The organism is Eikenella sp. NML99-0057, assembly GCF_001648535.1.
GTDB classification, from domain to species: Bacteria; Pseudomonadota; Gammaproteobacteria; order Burkholderiales; family Neisseriaceae; genus Eikenella; species Eikenella exigua.
Genome location: NZ_LXST01000004.1, coordinates 126,784 through 143,580, shown reverse-complemented (window position 1 = coordinate 143,580; position 16,797 = coordinate 126,784). Strand labels below are relative to the sequence as shown.

Sequence of the window (16,797 nt, the reverse complement as noted above, 5' to 3'; positions counted from 1 at the left end):
TTTCTGCGTATAGACCCGCCAGAGAAACTTGGCGTTTTGTGCCGCTAATCTCATGCAAGGAGAGAGCAACGAAACCGATAGGCACAAAAAATGTGCACTGACGGGGCAGATATCCGCTTGTGATTTAGTAGTGAGATCATCATAATTGTTGGGCAGATGGAAGTCAATATTATCAAGGACTACTTATGGAAAATCTCAGCCAAATCTTGCAAGCCGCATATAAAATCCTAGCTGACATGCCAGGGAAACAAGGCCATGTATCTGATATTGCTATTGAAGCTGTCAGGATAAATCACAATATGGGAATGGATGCTGACACATTCAGCAACAAACTATCATCAGCGCTTGCTGCCCATGTGAAAAAGAAAGACGCCGTTTTTACTAAGGTTGCCAGTAAAAAAGATGCGAAAGGGAAGGTTGTTTCCTACAAGCGTGGCGTGTACCGTCTGAAGAAACTGAGAGTAGCCAACCCTACAGAACAAAACATTGCTCCGCCTGTGGATTCTGCCTTTTTAGGCAAAGCTGGCGAGCTAGCGGTGATGAGCGAGCTATTATTCTGGGGCTTTAATGCATCGTTAATGGTAGTGGATAAAGGGATTGATATTGTCGCATCAAAAGAAAACGTTTATTACCATATCCAAGTGAAAACATCTCAGCCGCGTGCCAATGGCAGTTTTGGTTTCAGTATCAACCAAAAATCTTTTGAAACCAACCACAGCGGCAATACCTATTATGTATTCGCCTTGCGCGAACTCACTAAAACATCCTTTGCCGTTATTCCGAGCAGCCACATTACTACGCTTAAAAACCGAGGTATCATCAAAGGTCAAGATTCACTATCTATCAGCATCTCAATTTTAGATAAAGGGAAGCAGTATCTATTGAACAACAAAGATGATATTTCTACATTTATCAATAACTTTGGACAAATTAAATAGAGGGTATCATGAAAAAGTATATATTTATAGTGCTACTGATTGGAATGGCTGCTTTTGCTCAGGCACAAACTAATAGATGGAAGCCAATCTATACTGATGACAAAGGAACAACAACATATATTGACACTAGAACGGCAAGTAGAAATGGGGTCTGGTCAATCCTTGTAGGCAATAATAGTAATTACAATCCCAATGAAAATACAGGCGGCAGTTATGCAAAAATACATATGCGTATCAAATGCAGGCAGCGCCAATTTGCTACAACTTTTTTTGCTTTCTATGATGAAGAACAAGGGGAAAGAGTTTTGCGTAATCAAGGCAATACAGCTATTTTTCATGATGTAATTCCAGATTCTGAAGCAGAAAGAATGTTGGAGTATATTTGCCGCCGTTATCGCTAACTATCCCAACAAAAAAGGTAGCCTGCGCCGCCCTTTATTCCCGCCTTGCCTAAGCATAGCCGCTGAACGCCTCCGTCACATCCGTATTGCCGGCAGCCCGGCTCACCTTCTGCACCGCATCCGCCGCCTGGCCGGCCATCTCCAGCTGCTGCGCCTGCTGTTGCTGTTGCGCCCGCTGCTCGCGCACCGCCTGCACCTGCTCATCCGGCAGCATGATGGATTGATCCACGCCCAAGGCCGAAGCGTACACATCCGTCAAGCGGTCGGCATCGATCTTGTCCAACACCTCCGGCTTGAACTGCGCCACCCCGCCCACGGTCGAAATGAAGCGGTCGATGCTGTTGGTAGCCACCGCCTGCTGCGCCTGCGCCAGCATCGATACCAGCTGGATATCGATATCCACGTCCGCCAGTTCTTCCGGCGGCGGCAGCATCTGCGCTTCCTGCATAAAGTCGAAGGTGGTTTCAATCAGCGGATCGAGTAACTCGTTCTGCAAACGCTCCAATACCGGCCCCAGCATCAGCAGTTTTTCCTCATGCCGTTCCGCCACCTCCGTGGCCGTCATGTTCGGATTCTGCTGATTGCTCAACATCAGGAACAAATCCGCATAAAAGGTGCTGCGGATGCGCCCGCGCACGTCCTGAATATCCTGCAACAGGTGGTTTAAATCCAGCTGCACTTCATACAGCGGGCGGATGCCTGCCTGCGAGCCGGCGGAATCGGTGTACATAATCCCGCCGGGCAGTCTGTCCACATCCCGATATTTCAGGCTGGTCGGCACTTGCAGCGGCGGGTTGGTCTTGTAGTCGATACCCTGCGCCTTGCGCAGCTGCTCGTGCTGCAGCTGCTTAATATCGCCCAATGCCTCCATGCCCGGGCTGTGGCCGTAAATATCCCCGCCCGATACCGTCCAGCGCGGGCAGAGTGCCGGGAAACGCCTAAAACCGCCCTCGCGCAGCACCTCGTTTTCCCCCGCCCCTTTTTCCAAATACACCGAACGCCACGGCATATTCAGCGCATCACGGCGCGAAGCATCCCGCTCCAAGCGCGGCTCGACGGCATGGATGATGTTTACCCAGTCATCATACCGCCCATTGTCATAGCAGCGGCGCAGGGCAGGGCTGCAATTGTCGTAGCCGAATTCGCGCACCGTCTCCGCCACCGTCTTCTGGAACTCACGATACAGCGTATCCACCTCGCCTTTCCAGTTGGTCGCCACCGCATATTCCCCCACCGTCAGCGGGTAGTGGTGCAGCACATCATCGAAGTCCGGCAGGATGATGCTGGCCGCCGTGCCGAACGCCCCCAGCTCCTCATACATCGCATGCAGGGCACGGTAAGTATTTGAGCGCTGGAAGACGGTGTGCATCAGCTTAGTCGTCTGGTCGAGCCACAACTTCACCGGCTGGTGCTGCATCAAGCCGCCATCCTCAATCGCCAGCTTAAACCAAGGCCGTGCCGGCGAAGTCATGCCGCTCATCATCCCCGCCGCCAAGATGCGCAGCGCCTGCGTGCCGGTGCTGTCGTAAATCTCATTGAAGCGCTTATCGCCGCGATTGCGTTCATCTGCCAAAAAACGCCCCGAACGCGGCAGCAGATGGCGGGAAATATCGCGCCAATGATCATCCCAAGAGGCACGCTCCTTCTTCAGGTCGGCATGCCGCTTCAGGATGCGTTTGCGTAAAGTCGTGTCCATGTCTTACCCCAAGAGAGAGGTTTTGCCCAACAGGCCCTGCCTGCCCAGTTTCAGCTTGTCGTTTCCAACCCCTTCCGAGCCGGTCAGCATGGTGCTGCCCACCCCGCCCCCGTCCTGTTGCGCCGCCTGCAGCAAGCCTGCCGTGTTGGCCTTCTTGCTGTTGGCCTTATTGAAATCGCGCTCCGCCTGCAAAGCCTGCTCCTTCGCCTGCTTTTCCGCCTGTGCTTGCGCTTGGCTTTGTTTCTTGGCCGCACGCTCGCCGGAGTAAATCGAATAACTGGTTCCCACTGCCGCTGCTACGGCGGCGATCACTGGTGCTGCTGGCATCGTCTCTATCCTTTCGTCAGTTGCCGTAAATAAACCACATCCTCACGGCGGCAACGCCGCGCAAGTATGCCTTCAAAACTGCTGCCCGGCTTGGCATGCCAGGCCACATAAGCCGCGCCACGCCGCGCCGCCTCCTGCTCAATCGTCCGCACCAGGCGCAAGCCTGCCGTCCCCGCCCGATATGCCGGCAGTAAAAACAACGCGTCATGCTGGCACATCAGGCAGTCATAATGCAGATGGCGCAACAGGAACGCCGAGCAGTAGCCCACCAGCTCACCGTCAGCAAACGCCCCGGCAAACAACAGATTCCCCGCTGCCGCCACCGCCTGATACAGCTCACGGTTCAAGCTCACCTGCCCGGCCCATGCCGCCTCCGTTTCCGAGCGGTGCGCCTCGGCCAGATGCCGTTCAATCCAATCCATATGGCGCAAGCCGTCATCTGTCCGCACATCAAGCATAAGGGTTGTACTCCATCACTTTTCTATTACCGCCTGCCGCGCGCAAGCTGTCGATTTTCGGCGTATCCAACAGCGCCAGGCAGTAGGCGCTCGCATAGTCCGGCGAGCGGCCGATTTTCGCCACAATCTCCTCACGGCTCGCCACATAGATTTCCGCGCCGGACAGCTTCCAGGTCGGCGCGCACAAATCCGCCAGCAGGCGCGAATCCGGCGGCAGGGCAATGCCCGTATTGTTGGCCAGGTCGAGCGCCTCGCGCATCCGCCACCACAGCTGCGAGCGCAGATTGCGGAAGCCCAAGCGCCCCGACTTATCCCGCGCGGTCGATTTCTCCGCCACATTCACCCCGATCACCTGCTGCCGTGCCTCGGTCAGAAAATCAAACGGCGCGCTGCCCACCCCGATCACATCAATATGGATCGGCGCACGGTTGCGCAAAGCCGCCATCACCAAGCCCGCCGTAGCCGGCCCGTCCGGCGTTCGGCTGCCCGGATACACCAGCGGCCGGTCAAACCACATCCCATGCCGCCGCGCCAATACCGTCTCATCCTTACCGCCGCGCGCCACATCCACCCCCAGGCTGTCCATCTCCGGCAGCTTGTCCAAAGGCTTCCAGCGCGCCATCGCCGCCTCCGCCCATGCCGTCGGGACAACCTGCCACGGATCGTCCTCAATCCCCGCGCTGAAATCCCCGTTCAGCATCTGCGAGCGCAGCGGCTCGGGCAGCGATTGCAGCGTATTCACATAGCCCGTGCCCATCAGATACGGGTTATCCGTTACCCGGCTGGGGATAAACGTGCGGGCCAAAGGCTTCACCACCTCTTCCGGTTTGAAAGCCCCGCGCTCGAACTCATACACCGGCACCCCGCCAGCCAACACAAATTCCCGACCGTCATCCACCCACACATCCTTCCCATCCACACTGGCCGCATAGCGGATTTCCCCACCCACCGCCGGATTAGGAAACTTCTTATCCAGCCACGGCGCAAAGAAATCCACGATCCAACGCCCCTCCACCGTGGTCGGCGGATTAAAGGTCAAGAGCGCCTGGCATTTCTGATTCGGGTCGGTCGAACGCAGCCAGCCCAGCAAGGCCCGCACCTGAATTTCCAAGAAATTCGCCGCCTCGTCGAATATCAGCAAATCGTGCGGCCGCCCCTGATACTTCTTTTGCCCTGGTCATTAACCGTAGCTGGAGAAATAAATTCATTGATTCTTGCCGCGACAGCATCAATGCATTGGTCATCAATCTCTTGCAGTTCCTCGCGCCATTTCATCAGCATTTCCAACTGCTCACGCCGCTGGTTCAGCTCATCCAGCATGGCTTTCTGCTTTTGAATCACAGAGTGATCGTCCAGCGTCCGATGCTTCTTACCCTGATTGCAGTCCCGGCACAAAGTAATCAGATTCATGATGTCGTTATCGCCACCATTGCTGACCGGATTAATATAGTCTATTTCCAACACCACATCAGGTGCAGCTTTGCCACAATACTGACAAGTAAAGGAATCTCGCTTTAAAACTTCAAACCTAAGTTTTTTTGTTATCGATTTGCGCTTGCTTTGCATGGCTTTATTTGTCATAATCAAGTCTCCTTGAAAAGGGAATTTCTTCATACGACTTTTGCCCGCCACGCTCCGGCGGGCTTTTTTTCACTCCCACCATTCCCGAAACTGCCGAAACCAAGCAGCCTTGACCGGCACATAAATCCGTTGCATGATTTGCCCGTCATAACGCGCATTGGCCGCAGCCCCCAGTTTCTCCCTAGCTTCCTCCGGGCTGTCCGCCCAAATGCTCAATGACCACGTCCTGCCTTTGAAACGGTAGGAGAACGTGTATTCGTTTTTTCGCATAATCCATAGGAGTTCCTTATATGTATTTTGAAATATATAGAGATGCCCGTAATGAATGGCGCTGGCGGTTAAAAGCCGGTAATCATGAAATCATTGCCGTCAGCTCCGAAGGCTACGCATCCAAACAAAGTTGTTCCCATTCGATAGACTTAGTTAAATCCACTACTGCTAACACCCAGGTTAAAGAAGTGTGATTTTCCAGCCCGCCTTAGCGGGCTTTCTTTTGCCCATCTGTCCGGGCTGCCAAGCGTCTTTCCGCTTTGCCCGCCGTGGCAGAATGGCTGCCTCTCACAACCACCCACCACGAAAGGTAAAATCATGGCCCGCTACCTACTAATCAGCTACGATCTGAAGAAACCAGGGAGAGACTACTCCGGACTAACCAACGTCATTAAAGTCATTGGGGGAATTAGCACCACTCATTTACTGGAATCCGCTTGGTTGGTTTCTTCCAAAGACAGTACTTGCTCAATCTCTTGTCTTTCCTTCATCTTCTTTCCTTTCCTCAAAAATATTTGCGACCGTCATCTATCCGCCTGGCAGCCAAAATATTCAGCCGAGATACGGCACATCAGCCGGTACTCTTCGGCATTCACCACCACGGCATCTTCATCCACTACCTTGCCGCCACAGGCAGCAATCATTCGCGCGGCCTTCAATAGCCCGCGTTCATCAGACTTCCACCGGCTCACGGTGGCATCATCCACACCAAGCATCAGCGCTATTTCGTGCTGTGATTTGTCCGCAAGCATCCTCAAAACAGTAGCTTGCACCTTGTGGGATTTTGTTATCACTTCTACTGATAATTCAGTCATGGCCTAGCCCCAAAGATTTTCTTGTACTCTTTAGGGAATTTGGTTTTCAGATAATTGTTTTGTGCCAACGGGATACCGTTCTTTTTCCATTGGGATACCGCCCCTTTGGAAATGCCACACAAGCCGGCAACTTTGGATGTGCCGCCTAGTAGTTCAATAAACTCGATATGTTTCATTTTCTTCTTTCATCTTAGAAAACTTACCTAAAGTATAGGATACTAAACATATAAAAGTCAAGTACCCTAAACAATATTTAGTTTAGACTGCTAAACAATCAGATAGGATATTGATATGAACACGCTTAAAGATAGATTGGAAGAGTTGATGGCCGAGCATGGTTTAACCACGCAGCAGCAACTCGCAGACTTCGCCGGAGTATCAAAAGGACTGGTTGGACAATGGTTTAACGGAAGTACGGGGCTAGGCGCGAAGCCGTTATTGGCCTTCGGAAAGAAAACCCGCTTCTCTACCCAATGGCTGGCAGATGGCACGGGCGAAAAATATCAGCCAGACTCTACCGGCAAACCGATAGAATCAAACGCGACCGCTTTCGCCATGGTAGAAACATGGCAGGACGGCACACCGCTCAATAATGCAGAGTGTGAAGTGCCATTCCTGAAAGAAGTGCGCTTATCTGCCGGCTCCGGTGCATTTGAAGCGTCCGACTTCAACGGCTATAAGCTGCGCTTTCACAAATCCACCCTGCACCGCAAAGGCATCAACCCTAAAGACGTAGTATGTGTATCTGCCGATGGCAACAGCATGGAGCCGGTATTCCCTGATGGCGCTACGTTAGGCGTAGACACCAGCCAAAAGCACATTAAGGACGGCAAGATTTACGCCATCAATCATGACGGCTGGCTACGCACCAAAATCCTTTACCGCCTGCCAGGCAATAGAATCCGTATCCATAGCTACAATGAAGATGAGCACCCGAACGAAGAAGTCGATGCATCCGATATTCAAATAATAGGCCGCGTGTTCTGGTGGAGCGTGTTGGATTGAAATGGATATTTAACTTATGGCTAAAGACTTAATTTCAGCTCTACAAGATTGTCAAACCATCATTAAAAATAACCCTGTCAGTATTTATAACGAAGACTTTATCAAACCTGCCTATTTAGTGTGTATGGCAGCTTATCTGTACAAACATAAGACGCCCACACACTTTTTTAATGTGGACGACTCTCGAATGAACTATCTAATAACAATTGGATTTTTCAACAAGGTATGGGGGATTAATGATACTTGGGACAGGCCGAATCTAGGGAAAAGCTACTCTTTATTGACTATGCTTGACTGTGAAGAATCTGTTGATAGTGCCACTACACAGATAGGCAGTTGCATCAATGTGATGGGGGATGGAGAGAACAGGGCAGCCATCTCCCCTTTGATTGATGCTATTGGTGAAGTACACGATAACGTGTGGTCACATGGAAAATCCACCGGCTTCTCGATGGCGCAAAAATACAACAAATGGATTGAGTTCGCTCTGGCAGATTGTGGGAGTGGGTTTCTGAAGGAGTTAAACCGTGTTGGTATTCAAATAGATAATCACGAAGATGCTATTGAGTGGTGCATCAAAAAAGGGAACTCATCCAAGACTATCAAACCAAAAGACGACTGGGCGCAACAATTGCCGCCAGACGTAATAGGCAATCCTATGGGAAGCCTTGCCAAGTATAGCAGTGGGAACAATCATGCAGGCTTAGGTCTACCTCGATTTATTGATGTGGTGGAAAGTTTTGGTGGAGAGTTAACCATAATCACAGGTAATGCCGAGTTGTCAATATCAAATTTTCAGAATAGAATAAAACGCATCAGACCCTGTCCCCAAGACCTATTTTGGGATGGGGTAATTATCCAATGCAGATTGCAGACTAGTAATCTAAACCAAATCACAACACCGTCTGCTAATGCAGAAATTGCAGATATATTAGATACATTAATAGGTTAAATTAAAGGAGGCTGACATGGAAAGAATTATCCACTTGCCAAGTGGCAGTCTTGCTTCCCGCCGAGCTGCCATCCCAATCCGAGACCAAATTATTAAAGCTTTTGAGAACCCAGCCGTTAGCAGAATTATAATTGACCTGCAAGGTGTTGATGTTATCTCTGGCTCTTTTGCTGATGAAAGCATTGCCATCTTGGTAAAAATCTACGGATGGGACAAGGTTAAAAATAAACTCCGCTTGCGAAACGGAAACGGCATTACAGAAAGGAACATTGCCGAAGCTATCCTAATTCGTAGGCAAGCGGAGGACGCTGAACAGCATCAAGAAATGATGCAGCACGCTTTCGCTTAATTAATTCAACCACAGCCCGCCCAGCGCGGGCTTTTCTTTTGCCCGCCAAAAAACCGCCCGCAGGCGGTTGTGTCTATTATCCGATCAAGGCAGCCGGAGCCAAGGGCATCTCCACCCCTAGCGCCCGGGTAATCTTCAATACCGTATCAAAACGCGGCTTGCTGTTGCCGGACAGGGTTTTATACAGGCTTTCCCGGCCCAGCCCGGTTTGCGCGGCCAGCTCGCTAATCCCCTTGGCTCGCGCCACGTCTCCCAGCGCGGCGATAAATTCGTCCGCATCCCCGTCTTCCAGCACAGAAGAAAGATAGGCCGCAATCATTTCCTCGCTGTCCAAGTATTCGGCTATATCAAATTTTTGCATTTTCATTTACCGCTCCTTCAATTCAAATATGGCGAATTCGCCGTAATTAAAAGTCAGGCAGGCAGTGCTTCCCGCACCTGCCTTTCCACCGCCTGCACAATCAAATCATTCAGCGAGGTATGTTGTCGTGCCGCCATCGCGGCTGCCTGCCGGTGCAGTTCCGCCCCCAGCCGCACGTTCAGGCTGCCCTTATAAGGCTTCTCCGGCGGGATCCCTTCTTCGGCACACATCTCCAAGTATTCGTCCACCGCCTGCTCGAACATCGCCTTCACTTCGGCCAAGGTCTCCCCGCCATAGCCCAGCACGCTGCGGATATGCAGCACCCGCCCGTGCAGGCAGTCGTCTTCTTTGCTGTATTGCACCGTGCCTTCGTAGCCTTTATAGCTCAATAAATCATTCATCATCCATCACTCCAATTTTACGCAAGCCCTCAATCACGTCTTGCAGTTGGTAACGCTTCAAAATCTTGCCCGGGTGCGGTTCGTGCAGCGTAACCGCAATCCCCGTTTCCCGATGCAGAAACTTCCTACCCGAGCCGCTGCCCTTGTGCAGCACAAACCCGTGTTTGTTCATCACGGCAGTCAGCTCGCCCCAAGTGAAATCACGCGGCAGGCTCAACAGCCGTGCCAGCAGTTTTTCCGCCTTGCCCATTATTTTGCCTTTGTTTGCTATATGCAACTATTTTACAGTTGCAATAAGATTTAAGCAATCCCAACCGTAAACCCGTAGCCGACTGTTGCCGCCAAGTGCGGCTTTTTTGTTGCCCGCGAAAAAATAAATTCTGTTTCAAATCAAAGGAAAGTATAGTTTCCTATACTACACCCCAACGAAGCACAACACCGCTTCACCGCCACCCTCAAGCAGCAGTCAGGCCGGAGGGGAACTGGGGCAACAGACAGGCCGGGATGCCGCCGCCCCTATCAACGGTAAGTGAATGTTTAACGTAACCATTTCTAAGAGATGGTTTTATTAAACATTCACTGTGATTGAAGGAGAGAGCAATCATGTACACCATCCAGCCAAACTACGATGGCATGTTAGCCGCCTACTTGGACGAAATCAGCGCGGCACAGGACGAAGAGAGCAGGCAAGAAGCCGAAGCCCTGCGGCTGGAGAAAGAATACCGCAGCGCCATCATCCGTGAATGGGCGGAAGTATCCATCAGAGATGGCGAGGAGAACTACGACCTCAACGACCAAGCCACATGGGAAATGGCAGCGTAATTGTGCTGCCATCTCTCTGCCTTTTTCTTTCGATTGCCCATTTCTCTGCTCCTTTTCGGGATGCTGTCTAGGCTGTCAGAACAGCAGTTTTCTCAATGCAGCAGATGTGGCTGCCGTGGCGGTAGGATGCGGCCATATCAAACAGAGAGGCCTTGCGCTCCGGATAGCTCATACCGCTGCCAATTAGGACAGCGTTGCAGACTTCTAGACGTGTCAGCAGGGTTATCCCATCCTATCTATTAACTCGTAATGCTCCAATCCATCATAATCATTAATTAGAGTATAAATTTCATTAACTGCAAGAAAAGCCGACATGTCTTTTTCTGTTGTTTTTATATTATCTCCCAAAAAAATAGTAAATCACTCATTATCAATGATTTTTCAAGAGGGAACCCTGCTCGCTCTTTAAAGTTTTTGCATAACAATATGTAATCATTATGTATTTTTGAAATTTCTAAGTTTGTTAATTTATCAAAGTATTCTGACAGTACAGTGTAGACAGTATCTAAGTTTAGATACGCTACTTTATGATGTTTATCTAAATTTTTTAAATAACTATAATCAGTATTTGGCATAAATTACCCATGCCTCCTGTTGAAAAATGTTGAAGCTCAAAATACTAAGTTTTACTAAATGCGCTATACCTTATCGCTATCTGCACAATACAGCGTTATACGGCATTAGGCTGGATTAAGGATAATGCGAAGCGAAATAAAACACCAGCCCGCCTGCTGGTGTTTTGTTTTTCAGGTAGCCCCATCTGTTGCAATCAAGGCTTTGGCTTGGCGGTATCGCTCCCGCAGATAGTCTGAATACCATTGCATCATCTCCCGCCGCTCGGCCAGATACTCCGCCCGGTTGTGGGCGGCTCTAATCCGGTTGCTTTCTTCATGCGCTAACTGGCGTTCTATGGCATCTGGGTTGTAGCCCTGTTCGTTCAGGATGCTGCTTGCCAAACTGCGGAAGCCGTGCGGGGTGGCTATGCCTTTGTAGCCTAGGCGCTCAATGATGCAGGTTAGGGTGGCATCGCTGATAAAGCCGGTGGTTTTGGTGCGGCTGGGAAATAGATAGGGAGTATTGCCGGTTAGGCCGTGCAGTTCCCGCAGTAGCTCCAGCACCCAATCGGAAAGCGGCACGGTGTGCGGCGGTTTGGGGGCGGTCTTCTCGTGCTTCATTCGTTCGGCGGGAATTACCCATTGCGCCGCTGCAAAATTTACTTCTGCCCATTGTCCGCCGCGTAGTTCGGTATTACGTACAAACACCAGCATCAGCAGTAATAGGGCGATTTTATTTGCCGGTTCAATCTCGGCCAGTATCAGGCGGCGATAAAACTCTGTCAGTTCTTCACGCGGTAGGGCTGCACGGTTTTTGGGCGGTTGCTTGGCAATGTATTTGCGCAATGCACGGGCGGGGTTGCGGTCGGTTACTTCCAGCATGGCCGCATAATCGAAAACTGCGCCTATCCATTCCCTTACTTTTTCGGCTGTGTTGCTCACGCCCCGCGCTGTGATACGGTCTAAAACTTATTTGATTTGCCCTACCGTGATGCTATCTATCGGTATTTCTCCAATCAGCGGAAAAACATCGGTTTCAAAATAGCGCATGATGCGCTCTGCATGGTTTGGCTTCCAGCGGTGTAGATTGTCGGTGTGCCAGCGGCGGGTAGTGGCGGCAAAAGTATTCAGTAAAGCAGCCTGCCTTTCCTGCTTGGCCTGTTGCTTGGCGGCAGCGGGGTCTTGCCCGCCTGAAAGCAGGTGGCGGGCGTTTTCGGCAGCTTGCCGGGCTTCGGATAGGGAAACGGCAGGATACTTGCCGATAGTCAGCGTTTTTTCCTTGCCGTCGATACGGTATTTCAGGCGGAAGATTTTGCCGCCTGCCGGGGTAATTTCCAGATACAGGCCGCTGCCGTCAAACAGTTTGGATTTCTTTCCTGTGCCGGTAGGTTTTGCGTTCTTGATTTGGCGGTCGTTTAGGGGCATTCTGGGGGTATATTTTTGAGGGTATTTTCTGGACGCCCCCAATCATACCCCCACAAAAGGGGCAATTCAATTAGACGGCATTAGACGGGATTAGCTGAATAGGGAAGGGGAAAGGATAGATTGAATCAGCCTGAAATCCTTGCCTGTCTTGAATTTGACTGATTGCATTGGATGGTATTAGACGTAAAAACAGCCCGAAAATTTGGGCTGTTTTGTGAAGATGGTGCGGACGGAGAGACTCGAACTCTCACACCTCTCGGCGCCAGAACCTAAATCTGGTGCGTCTACCAATTTCGCCACGTCCGCGGGAAAGGCGGCATTATACTGCAATATGCCGGTTTGGCAAGATGCTGTTTGAAATCGGATTATATTGTGGAATAACGAATCAACCGACACCGATACAGCTTTGGCCTGCCCTGCATGAAAAAATGTGCAGCCGCCCTACTCTTTTTCTTCGGGCTTCGGCCGCCACAACACCAGCTGTTTGCCGATGTGCTGCACCAGTTCGGCGCCGGTGGCGGCACAGAGGGCTTCGGCAATGGCGATGCGCTCCTGCCTGTCGTCGCCGGCCACTTGCACTTTAATCAGCTCGCGAGCGGTGAGGCGGGTGTCGGTTTCTTTGATAACAGCCTCAGTGAGCCCTTGTTTGCCGATGAGCACGGTGGGGCGCAGTTGGTGGGCTTGTTGTTTGAAGCAGTGGATGTCTTCGTTGCTGAGTGTTGCCATTTTATTGATTGGTATTTGCTAAGTGATTGGAATTGGAAAAGGCTACCTGAAAATGCCGAACGGGCTTTCAGGTAGCCTGTTTCAGAAAGATAGACACTTAAGCAGCCACGCTTTCAAAACGGCGGGCGGCTTCGTCCCAGTTTACTACTTGCCAGAAGGCTTTGATGTAGTCGGGGCGACGGTTTTGGAATTTCAGGTAGTAGGCGTGTTCCCACACATCCAAGCCAATAATCGGGTAGCCGGACACACCGGATACGGCCTGTCCCATCAGCGGGGAGTCTTGGTTGGCAGTGGAAACGGCTTTGAGCTTGCCGTTTTCATATACCAGCCAGGCCCAACCAGAGCCAAAACGGGTAGCAGCAGCTTTTTCAAACTCGGCCTGGAAAGCTTCCACGCTGCCGAAATCACGCTCGATGGCGGCTTTGAGCTTGCCTTGCAGAGTGGTACCGGTTTTCAGGATTTGCCAAAACAGGCTGTGGTTGGCGTGGCCACCGGCATTGTTACGCAGAGGAGTACGCACGTTTTCGGGCAACTCGGCAAGGCGGGCAATCAGCTCTTCGGCGGACAGTTTTTCCCACTCGGGCAGTTTGGCCAACACGGCATTGGCATTATTTACATAGGCCTGATGGTGCTTGCTGTGGTGGATTTCCATGGTTTGCGTATCGAAATGTGGCTCCAGCGCGTCATAAGCATAGGGTAGTTCGGGCAGTTGGTATGCCATATTTGTTTCCTTTTTCAGATGTGTTTTGCATAGCTGAAGCAATTATTTCTTCCTGCTACGTTGACTCGCCTTGTTAGGAAGAAATAATTGCTTCAGCTACAAGGGTGGCAATGATAAGTGTTATCCCCTGGCAATTCAAGGTTTTTTACAGCCTTCCATAATAGGGGTGATACGGCTTTGACTCGCCTTGCCGTACTATTTATACCATCTACAGCTCGCCACCTTGTCTCATCCCTATTGGGAACGACTACACAAGATGGAAGTTTACCTGAAACTTTCAGGTAGCCTTCCCCTTCCCTGCCCTTAATCCCTTAGCCGCTGCAAAATCCTGTTCCACAGGCCGCGCAGCAGGTCGATGTCTTCGCGGCTGGGAGAGGCGCGATCGAAGAGGCTGTGCAGGCGGCGCATCATGCGTTCTTGGTTGTGGCGGTTGGCAAAGCCGGTTTGCTCAATGATTTGCTCCAAGTGGTCCACCATGCCGCGTGTTTGGCTTTGTGTAGCGGGCGTATGTGCCTGTTGCAGCTGGCTCATGCCGATGCCGGTTTGGCTGAAAATTTCGTAGCACACCACTTGCACGGCCTGGGCGAGGTTGAGCGAGAAATAGGCGGGATTGCCGCTGATGGTGAGCAGACGGTTGCAGTGCTGCACTTCGTCGATGTTCAGGCCGAAGGTTTCGTTGCCGAATACGAGGGCTACCTGAAAACCTTGCTGCGCGGCCTGTAATAGCTCGGGCACGAGTTCGCGCGGGGTGTGTAGTGGGGCGGAGAGTTCGCGGCGGCGGCTGGTGAGGGCGCAGCTCAATACGGTGTCGGCCAGCGCTTCATCCAAGGTGGCCACAATTCGCGCCTGCTCCAGCACGTCGCGCGCGCCGGAAGCGAGGATGAAGCTTTCTTCCGGCAGTCGGAACGCGGCAGCCTGGGCAGCATCGAAAGTAGGCGGCTCGGGGGTCATCGGCGTGGCCATCAGGTTGGGTGCGACCAGGGTGAGGCGGCTCAAGCCCATGGTTTTCATGGCGCGGGCGGCGGCGCCGATGTTGCCGGGATGGCTGGTGCGGGTGAGCACCACGTGGATGTGGCGCAGATAGTCGGGAACGGTGGGGGTGTCTGTCATATCAATCGGTTTCAGCGGCGATCAAAGCACGGCTTCCTTGCTAGCGGCATTGGCTGGCTTGGTTGGAAGAGTTGTACGGGCAATGATTAAGCGTTATTTTGGGCATTCAAGGCATTTTGTGCTGAGTGGGTAGGCTCATGATTCAAAGCGTTTGTCGGAACGCAAATTTTCCGGCCGCAGCGTTTTCCCTTCCAGCCAGCCGTTGCGAACCTGGGTTTGCTGGTCGAAATAGGAATAGTAGGGCTTGATGTCGAGCAGCGGGCTGCCGTTGAGCATATCTACGCCTTTGAACTGCACGATATTCCCGACCACGCTTTCCACGCGCACAATCGACATGCCGATACGGTTTGGCCGTTTGGGCGAGCGGGTGGCGAAAATGCCGTGCGGTAGCGTGTCCATAAACGGTACTACCTCCAGCTGATAGCCGGATATTTTATGCAGCAAGAACAGCAGGATGATATGCGAGAAGCCGTCTAAATCCTTTAAGCCGGGCGCAAATTTTTCATCCAGCACGGCTTTGCCGCGTGTATCGGCCAGCACAGACGGCTGTATCGGCATATCGGCGATGTCGTTAAACGGCGTTTCGAGGTAGCCGATGGGTTGAAGTGTAATCTCCATATGTCATCAATCGGTTTCGGCCATCTGGGCTTCACGCAGCGGCAAAGACAAACGATGTTTATGCTTCGGCTCGATGCCGCGAAACAGTGCGGCCAGTGCGGCGTGGTCGGCGGCCATGTCGGCGGTGGGGGTAAATAGCGGCAGGAAGCGCACTTCGCGCCGCCCGTAGTCGATCGCCACCGGCAATACCGGCACACCGGCGCCGCGGGCAATCCGCCAGTAACCGCTTTTCCATTTGGGCGCGGCGTGGCGCGTGCCTTCCGGCGAGATGCCGAGAAACAGCTGCTCGCTGCGGCGGAAGGCGGCCACGGCTTCGTCCACCACGCCGCCGGCGCGTTCCCTATCCAGCGGCATCACGCCCGCCCAGCGCAAAAACGCCGCCAAACCGGGCACGGCAAACAGGCTTTTCTTGCCGAAGATGCTCATTTTCAAATCCAAAGCCAGCAGAGCAGGCAGCACATACAGCCCGTCGAAATTCGATGTGTGCGGTACGGCCACCACCACGCATTTGGCTACATCCGGCACGCTGCCTGCGACGCGCCAGCCCAGCAGCCGGAGTAAAGCGGTCGCCACACGGCGGCTGATTCCGCCGTCCCGGCGCGGCACTTGCGGCGGCAGCGGCATCATGCGTTGTCCTTTTCTGCCAAAATCCTCGCCACGGTATCCACAATCACCTGCGTTTGCGGATCGATTTCCACATTCACCCGCTCGCCGGCGCGGCGGCTGCCAAACAGCGTACGGTTCAGGGTTTCGGGGATTAGGTGTACATTGAATTCGCTGTCGCTTACCGTGCCGATGGTGAGGCTGCAGCCGTCCAGCCCGATGAATCCTTTAGGGAAAACATAGCCTTTCAGGTTTTCAGGTAGCCTAAACCACACGGTGCGGTTCAGCCCGTTCGCTTCGATGCGGCTGATTTCGGCAGTGGCTGTGATGTGGCCGCTCATGCTGTGGCCGCCGATTTCGTCGCCGAAGCGGGCGGCGCGCTCGATGTTTACCTTGTCGCCCGGCTGCAATGCGCCCAGATTGGTTTTGGCCAGCGTTTCGCCCATCAGGTCGAAATCCGCCGCGCCGTTTTCGTGTACGCGGGTGATGGTGAGGCAGCAGCCGTTGTGCGCCACCGATGCGCCCACGCGCAAATCGGCATCCGCGCCCTCGGGCAGGCGCACGGTGTGGCTGCGGAAATCGGGCGCACGCTGATCTATGGCCAGCACTTCGCCTAAGCCTTGTACGATTCCTGTAAACATGGTTTCTCCTTGATTATATTGGT

General features: G+C 52.5%; 26 protein-coding genes and 1 tRNA gene. 7 read left to right on the top strand and 20 right to left on the bottom strand.

The annotated features are described in order from the left end of the window. The first annotated feature begins 185 nt into the window (after positions 1-185). Positions 186-938 (top strand): hypothetical protein, encoded by a 753-nt coding sequence (locus A7Q03_RS06775; RefSeq protein ID WP_067448443.1) that lies wholly within the window; start codon positions 186-188, stop codon positions 936-938. 8 nt (positions 939-946) lie between these two features. After that, the gene (locus tag A7Q03_RS10205) at positions 947-1,339 is read left to right on the top strand and encodes a surface-adhesin E family protein (protein ID WP_156496192.1); all 393 of its coding nucleotides are present in this window, start codon (positions 947-949) and stop codon (positions 1,337-1,339) included. 49 nt (positions 1,340-1,388) lie between these two features. Here the strand turns inward: A7Q03_RS10205 and A7Q03_RS06765 are convergent, their stop codons facing one another. From A7Q03_RS06765 to A7Q03_RS06740, 6 genes are all read right to left on the bottom strand, one after another. Continuing rightward, positions 1,389-3,035 (bottom strand): portal protein, encoded by a 1,647-nt coding sequence (locus A7Q03_RS06765; RefSeq protein WP_067448439.1) that lies wholly within the window; start codon positions 3,033-3,035, stop codon positions 1,389-1,391. A 3-nt stretch (positions 3,036-3,038) separates the two neighbouring features. Continuing rightward, complete coding sequence (locus tag A7Q03_RS06760; RefSeq protein WP_067448436.1) at positions 3,039-3,362, bottom strand: hypothetical protein; 324 nt, start codon at positions 3,360-3,362, stop codon at positions 3,039-3,041. 5 nt (positions 3,363-3,367) lie between these two features. Then, the gene (locus A7Q03_RS06755) at positions 3,368-3,820 is read right to left on the bottom strand and encodes a GNAT family N-acetyltransferase (protein ID WP_067448434.1); all 453 of its coding nucleotides are present in this window, start codon (positions 3,818-3,820) and stop codon (positions 3,368-3,370) included. After that, complete coding sequence (locus tag A7Q03_RS06750; RefSeq protein WP_067448432.1) at positions 3,813-4,961, bottom strand: terminase; 1,149 nt, start codon at positions 4,959-4,961, stop codon at positions 3,813-3,815. Before A7Q03_RS06750 ends, A7Q03_RS06755 begins: the two co-directional genes overlap by 8 nt. Continuing rightward, on the bottom strand, positions 4,955-5,401 hold the full coding sequence (locus A7Q03_RS06745) for an HNH endonuclease (RefSeq protein WP_197474751.1): 447 nt from the start codon (positions 5,399-5,401) through the stop codon (positions 4,955-4,957). The genes A7Q03_RS06750 and A7Q03_RS06745 overlap by 7 nt, the downstream gene beginning before the upstream one ends. Positions 5,402-5,470: 69 nt before the next feature. Then, positions 5,471-5,671 (bottom strand): hypothetical protein, encoded by a 201-nt coding sequence (locus A7Q03_RS06740; protein ID WP_067448428.1) that lies wholly within the window; start codon positions 5,669-5,671, stop codon positions 5,471-5,473. A 20-nt stretch (positions 5,672-5,691) separates the two neighbouring features. Between A7Q03_RS06740 and A7Q03_RS09860 the strand changes: the two genes are divergently transcribed. Then, the gene (locus A7Q03_RS09860; protein ID WP_082880713.1) at positions 5,692-5,865 is read left to right on the top strand and encodes a DUF1508 domain-containing protein; all 174 of its coding nucleotides are present in this window, start codon (positions 5,692-5,694) and stop codon (positions 5,863-5,865) included. A 330-nt stretch (positions 5,866-6,195) separates the two neighbouring features. Here the strand turns inward: A7Q03_RS09860 and A7Q03_RS06735 are convergent, their stop codons facing one another. Both A7Q03_RS06735 and A7Q03_RS06730 read right to left on the bottom strand, forming a co-directional pair. After that, on the bottom strand, positions 6,196-6,486 hold the full coding sequence (locus tag A7Q03_RS06735) for a CII family transcriptional regulator (protein WP_067448426.1): 291 nt from the start codon (positions 6,484-6,486) through the stop codon (positions 6,196-6,198). Further along, positions 6,483-6,662: a Cro/CI family transcriptional regulator gene (locus tag A7Q03_RS06730; RefSeq protein ID WP_064084449.1), complete on the bottom strand. Its 180-nt coding sequence runs from the start codon at positions 6,660-6,662 to the stop codon at positions 6,483-6,485. Before A7Q03_RS06730 ends, A7Q03_RS06735 begins: the two co-directional genes overlap by 4 nt. 115 nt (positions 6,663-6,777) lie before the next feature. Here A7Q03_RS06730 and A7Q03_RS06725 point away from each other — a divergent pair, with 115 nt between their 5' ends. Genes A7Q03_RS06725 through A7Q03_RS06715 form a run of 3 tightly spaced genes read left to right on the top strand, consistent with a single transcriptional unit; the run spans position 6,778 to position 8,792 of the window. Continuing rightward, positions 6,778-7,491 (top strand): helix-turn-helix transcriptional regulator, encoded by a 714-nt coding sequence (locus tag A7Q03_RS06725; protein WP_067448424.1) that lies wholly within the window; start codon positions 6,778-6,780, stop codon positions 7,489-7,491. A 16-nt stretch (positions 7,492-7,507) separates the two neighbouring features. Beyond that, entirely contained in the window at positions 7,508-8,443 is a 936-nt protein-coding gene (locus tag A7Q03_RS06720) for a hypothetical protein (RefSeq protein ID WP_067448422.1), read from the top strand. A gap of 16 nt (positions 8,444-8,459) precedes the next feature. Next, positions 8,460-8,792, top strand: a complete 333-nt coding sequence (locus A7Q03_RS06715) for an STAS-like domain-containing protein (RefSeq protein WP_067448420.1) — start codon at positions 8,460-8,462, stop codon at positions 8,790-8,792. Positions 8,793-8,868: 76 nt separating this feature from the next. On the opposite strand, the gene A7Q03_RS06710 is transcribed toward A7Q03_RS06715, so the two are convergent. The 3 genes from A7Q03_RS06710 to A7Q03_RS06700 are packed head-to-tail and all read right to left on the bottom strand — an operon-like array spanning position 8,869 to position 9,804. Continuing rightward, positions 8,869-9,159 (bottom strand): addiction module antidote protein, encoded by a 291-nt coding sequence (locus tag A7Q03_RS06710; protein WP_067448418.1) that lies wholly within the window; start codon positions 9,157-9,159, stop codon positions 8,869-8,871. Positions 9,160-9,206: 47 nt separating this feature from the next. Next, entirely contained in the window at positions 9,207-9,557 is a 351-nt protein-coding gene (locus A7Q03_RS06705; RefSeq protein WP_197474750.1) for a type II toxin-antitoxin system HicB family antitoxin, read from the bottom strand. Next, positions 9,547-9,804 carry a type II toxin-antitoxin system HicA family toxin gene (locus A7Q03_RS06700; protein ID WP_067442196.1) on the bottom strand — a complete coding sequence of 86 codons (258 nt, stop codon included), beginning with the start codon at positions 9,802-9,804 and terminating at the stop codon, positions 9,547-9,549. Before A7Q03_RS06700 ends, A7Q03_RS06705 begins: the two co-directional genes overlap by 11 nt. Before the next feature lie 353 nt (positions 9,805-10,157). Here A7Q03_RS06700 and A7Q03_RS06695 point away from each other — a divergent pair, with 353 nt between their 5' ends. Continuing rightward, positions 10,158-10,376, top strand: a complete 219-nt coding sequence (locus A7Q03_RS06695; protein ID WP_067448416.1) for a hypothetical protein — start codon at positions 10,158-10,160, stop codon at positions 10,374-10,376. Positions 10,377-11,122: 746 nt separating this feature from the next. On the opposite strand, the gene A7Q03_RS10865 is transcribed toward A7Q03_RS06695, so the two are convergent. The 9 genes from A7Q03_RS10865 to A7Q03_RS06650 form a co-directional block, all read right to left on the bottom strand. Continuing rightward, positions 11,123-11,872 (bottom strand): site-specific integrase, encoded by a 750-nt coding sequence (locus A7Q03_RS10865; protein WP_197474749.1) that lies wholly within the window; start codon positions 11,870-11,872, stop codon positions 11,123-11,125. Between the two features lie 27 nt (positions 11,873-11,899). Continuing rightward, positions 11,900-12,355 carry an Arm DNA-binding domain-containing protein gene (locus A7Q03_RS10860; protein WP_067448412.1) on the bottom strand — a complete coding sequence of 152 codons (456 nt, stop codon included), beginning with the start codon at positions 12,353-12,355 and terminating at the stop codon, positions 11,900-11,902. A gap of 221 nt (positions 12,356-12,576) precedes the next feature. Then, positions 12,577-12,661: transfer RNA gene (locus A7Q03_RS06680), tRNA-Leu, on the bottom strand. Between the two features lie 135 nt (positions 12,662-12,796). Further along, a complete protein-coding gene (gene yhbY / locus A7Q03_RS06675; RefSeq protein ID WP_067448410.1) occupies positions 12,797-13,081 on the bottom strand; it encodes a ribosome assembly RNA-binding protein YhbY in 285 nt (94 codons plus the stop codon). A gap of 97 nt (positions 13,082-13,178) precedes the next feature. Continuing rightward, positions 13,179-13,802 (bottom strand): superoxide dismutase [Mn], encoded by a 624-nt coding sequence (sodA, locus tag A7Q03_RS06670; protein WP_067442411.1) that lies wholly within the window; start codon positions 13,800-13,802, stop codon positions 13,179-13,181. 303 nt (positions 13,803-14,105) lie between these two features. Further along, entirely contained in the window at positions 14,106-14,912 is an 807-nt protein-coding gene (locus A7Q03_RS06665) for an RNA methyltransferase (RefSeq protein WP_067448408.1), read from the bottom strand. A gap of 135 nt (positions 14,913-15,047) precedes the next feature. After that, entirely contained in the window at positions 15,048-15,530 is a 483-nt protein-coding gene (tsaA, locus tag A7Q03_RS06660) for a tRNA (N6-threonylcarbamoyladenosine(37)-N6)-methyltransferase TrmO (RefSeq protein WP_067448406.1), read from the bottom strand. A 6-nt stretch (positions 15,531-15,536) separates the two neighbouring features. Then, a complete protein-coding gene (locus tag A7Q03_RS06655; protein ID WP_067448405.1) occupies positions 15,537-16,157 on the bottom strand; it encodes a lysophospholipid acyltransferase family protein in 621 nt (206 codons plus the stop codon). Beyond that, positions 16,154-16,774: a riboflavin synthase gene (locus tag A7Q03_RS06650; RefSeq protein ID WP_067448404.1), complete on the bottom strand. Its 621-nt coding sequence runs from the start codon at positions 16,772-16,774 to the stop codon at positions 16,154-16,156. Before A7Q03_RS06650 ends, A7Q03_RS06655 begins: the two co-directional genes overlap by 4 nt. Positions 16,775-16,797 lie beyond the last annotated feature (23 nt).

What these genes read in the sequence shown, in the direction of transcription:
- A7Q03_RS06650 (WP_067448404.1), bottom strand. Translation starts at nt 16,774, where the DNA reads ATGTTTACAGGAATCGTACAAGGCTTAGGCGAAGTGCTGGCCATAGAT.
- A7Q03_RS06755 (WP_067448434.1), bottom strand. Translation starts at nt 3,820, where the DNA reads ATGCTTGATGTGCGGACAGATGACGGCTTGCGCCATATGGATTGGATT.
- A7Q03_RS06700 (WP_067442196.1), bottom strand. Translation starts at nt 9,804, where the DNA reads ATGGGCAAGGCGGAAAAACTGCTGGCACGGCTGTTGAGCCTGCCGCGT.
- A7Q03_RS06775 (WP_067448443.1), top strand. Translation starts at nt 186, where the DNA reads ATGGAAAATCTCAGCCAAATCTTGCAAGCCGCATATAAAATCCTAGCT.
- A7Q03_RS06705 (WP_197474750.1), bottom strand. Translation starts at nt 9,557, where the DNA reads ATGATGAATGATTTATTGAGCTATAAAGGCTACGAAGGCACGGTGCAA.
- A7Q03_RS06740 (WP_067448428.1), bottom strand. Translation starts at nt 5,671, where the DNA reads ATGCGAAAAAACGAATACACGTTCTCCTACCGTTTCAAAGGCAGGACG.
- A7Q03_RS06745 (WP_197474751.1), bottom strand. Translation starts at nt 5,401, where the DNA reads ATGACAAATAAAGCCATGCAAAGCAAGCGCAAATCGATAACAAAAAAA.
- A7Q03_RS06765 (WP_067448439.1), bottom strand. Translation starts at nt 3,035, where the DNA reads ATGGACACGACTTTACGCAAACGCATCCTGAAGCGGCATGCCGACCTG.
- A7Q03_RS06735 (WP_067448426.1), bottom strand. Translation starts at nt 6,486, where the DNA reads ATGACTGAATTATCAGTAGAAGTGATAACAAAATCCCACAAGGTGCAA.
- A7Q03_RS09860 (WP_082880713.1), top strand. Translation starts at nt 5,692, where the DNA reads ATGTATTTTGAAATATATAGAGATGCCCGTAATGAATGGCGCTGGCGG.
- yhbY (WP_067448410.1), bottom strand. Translation starts at nt 13,081, where the DNA reads ATGGCAACACTCAGCAACGAAGACATCCACTGCTTCAAACAACAAGCC.
- A7Q03_RS06730 (WP_064084449.1), bottom strand. Translation starts at nt 6,662, where the DNA reads ATGAAACATATCGAGTTTATTGAACTACTAGGCGGCACATCCAAAGTT.
- A7Q03_RS06720 (WP_067448422.1), top strand. Translation starts at nt 7,508, where the DNA reads ATGGCTAAAGACTTAATTTCAGCTCTACAAGATTGTCAAACCATCATT.
- A7Q03_RS10860 (WP_067448412.1), bottom strand. Translation starts at nt 12,355, where the DNA reads ATGCCCCTAAACGACCGCCAAATCAAGAACGCAAAACCTACCGGCACA.
- sodA (WP_067442411.1), bottom strand. Translation starts at nt 13,802, where the DNA reads ATGGCATACCAACTGCCCGAACTACCCTATGCTTATGACGCGCTGGAG.
- A7Q03_RS06695 (WP_067448416.1), top strand. Translation starts at nt 10,158, where the DNA reads ATGTACACCATCCAGCCAAACTACGATGGCATGTTAGCCGCCTACTTG.
- A7Q03_RS06760 (WP_067448436.1), bottom strand. Translation starts at nt 3,362, where the DNA reads ATGCCAGCAGCACCAGTGATCGCCGCCGTAGCAGCGGCAGTGGGAACC.
- tsaA (WP_067448406.1), bottom strand. Translation starts at nt 15,530, where the DNA reads ATGGAGATTACACTTCAACCCATCGGCTACCTCGAAACGCCGTTTAAC.
- A7Q03_RS06655 (WP_067448405.1), bottom strand. Translation starts at nt 16,157, where the DNA reads ATGATGCCGCTGCCGCCGCAAGTGCCGCGCCGGGACGGCGGAATCAGC.
- A7Q03_RS10205 (WP_156496192.1), top strand. Translation starts at nt 947, where the DNA reads ATGAAAAAGTATATATTTATAGTGCTACTGATTGGAATGGCTGCTTTT.
- A7Q03_RS06665 (WP_067448408.1), bottom strand. Translation starts at nt 14,912, where the DNA reads ATGACAGACACCCCCACCGTTCCCGACTATCTGCGCCACATCCACGTG.
- A7Q03_RS06725 (WP_067448424.1), top strand. Translation starts at nt 6,778, where the DNA reads ATGAACACGCTTAAAGATAGATTGGAAGAGTTGATGGCCGAGCATGGT.
- A7Q03_RS06710 (WP_067448418.1), bottom strand. Translation starts at nt 9,159, where the DNA reads ATGAAAATGCAAAAATTTGATATAGCCGAATACTTGGACAGCGAGGAA.
- A7Q03_RS06715 (WP_067448420.1), top strand. Translation starts at nt 8,460, where the DNA reads ATGGAAAGAATTATCCACTTGCCAAGTGGCAGTCTTGCTTCCCGCCGA.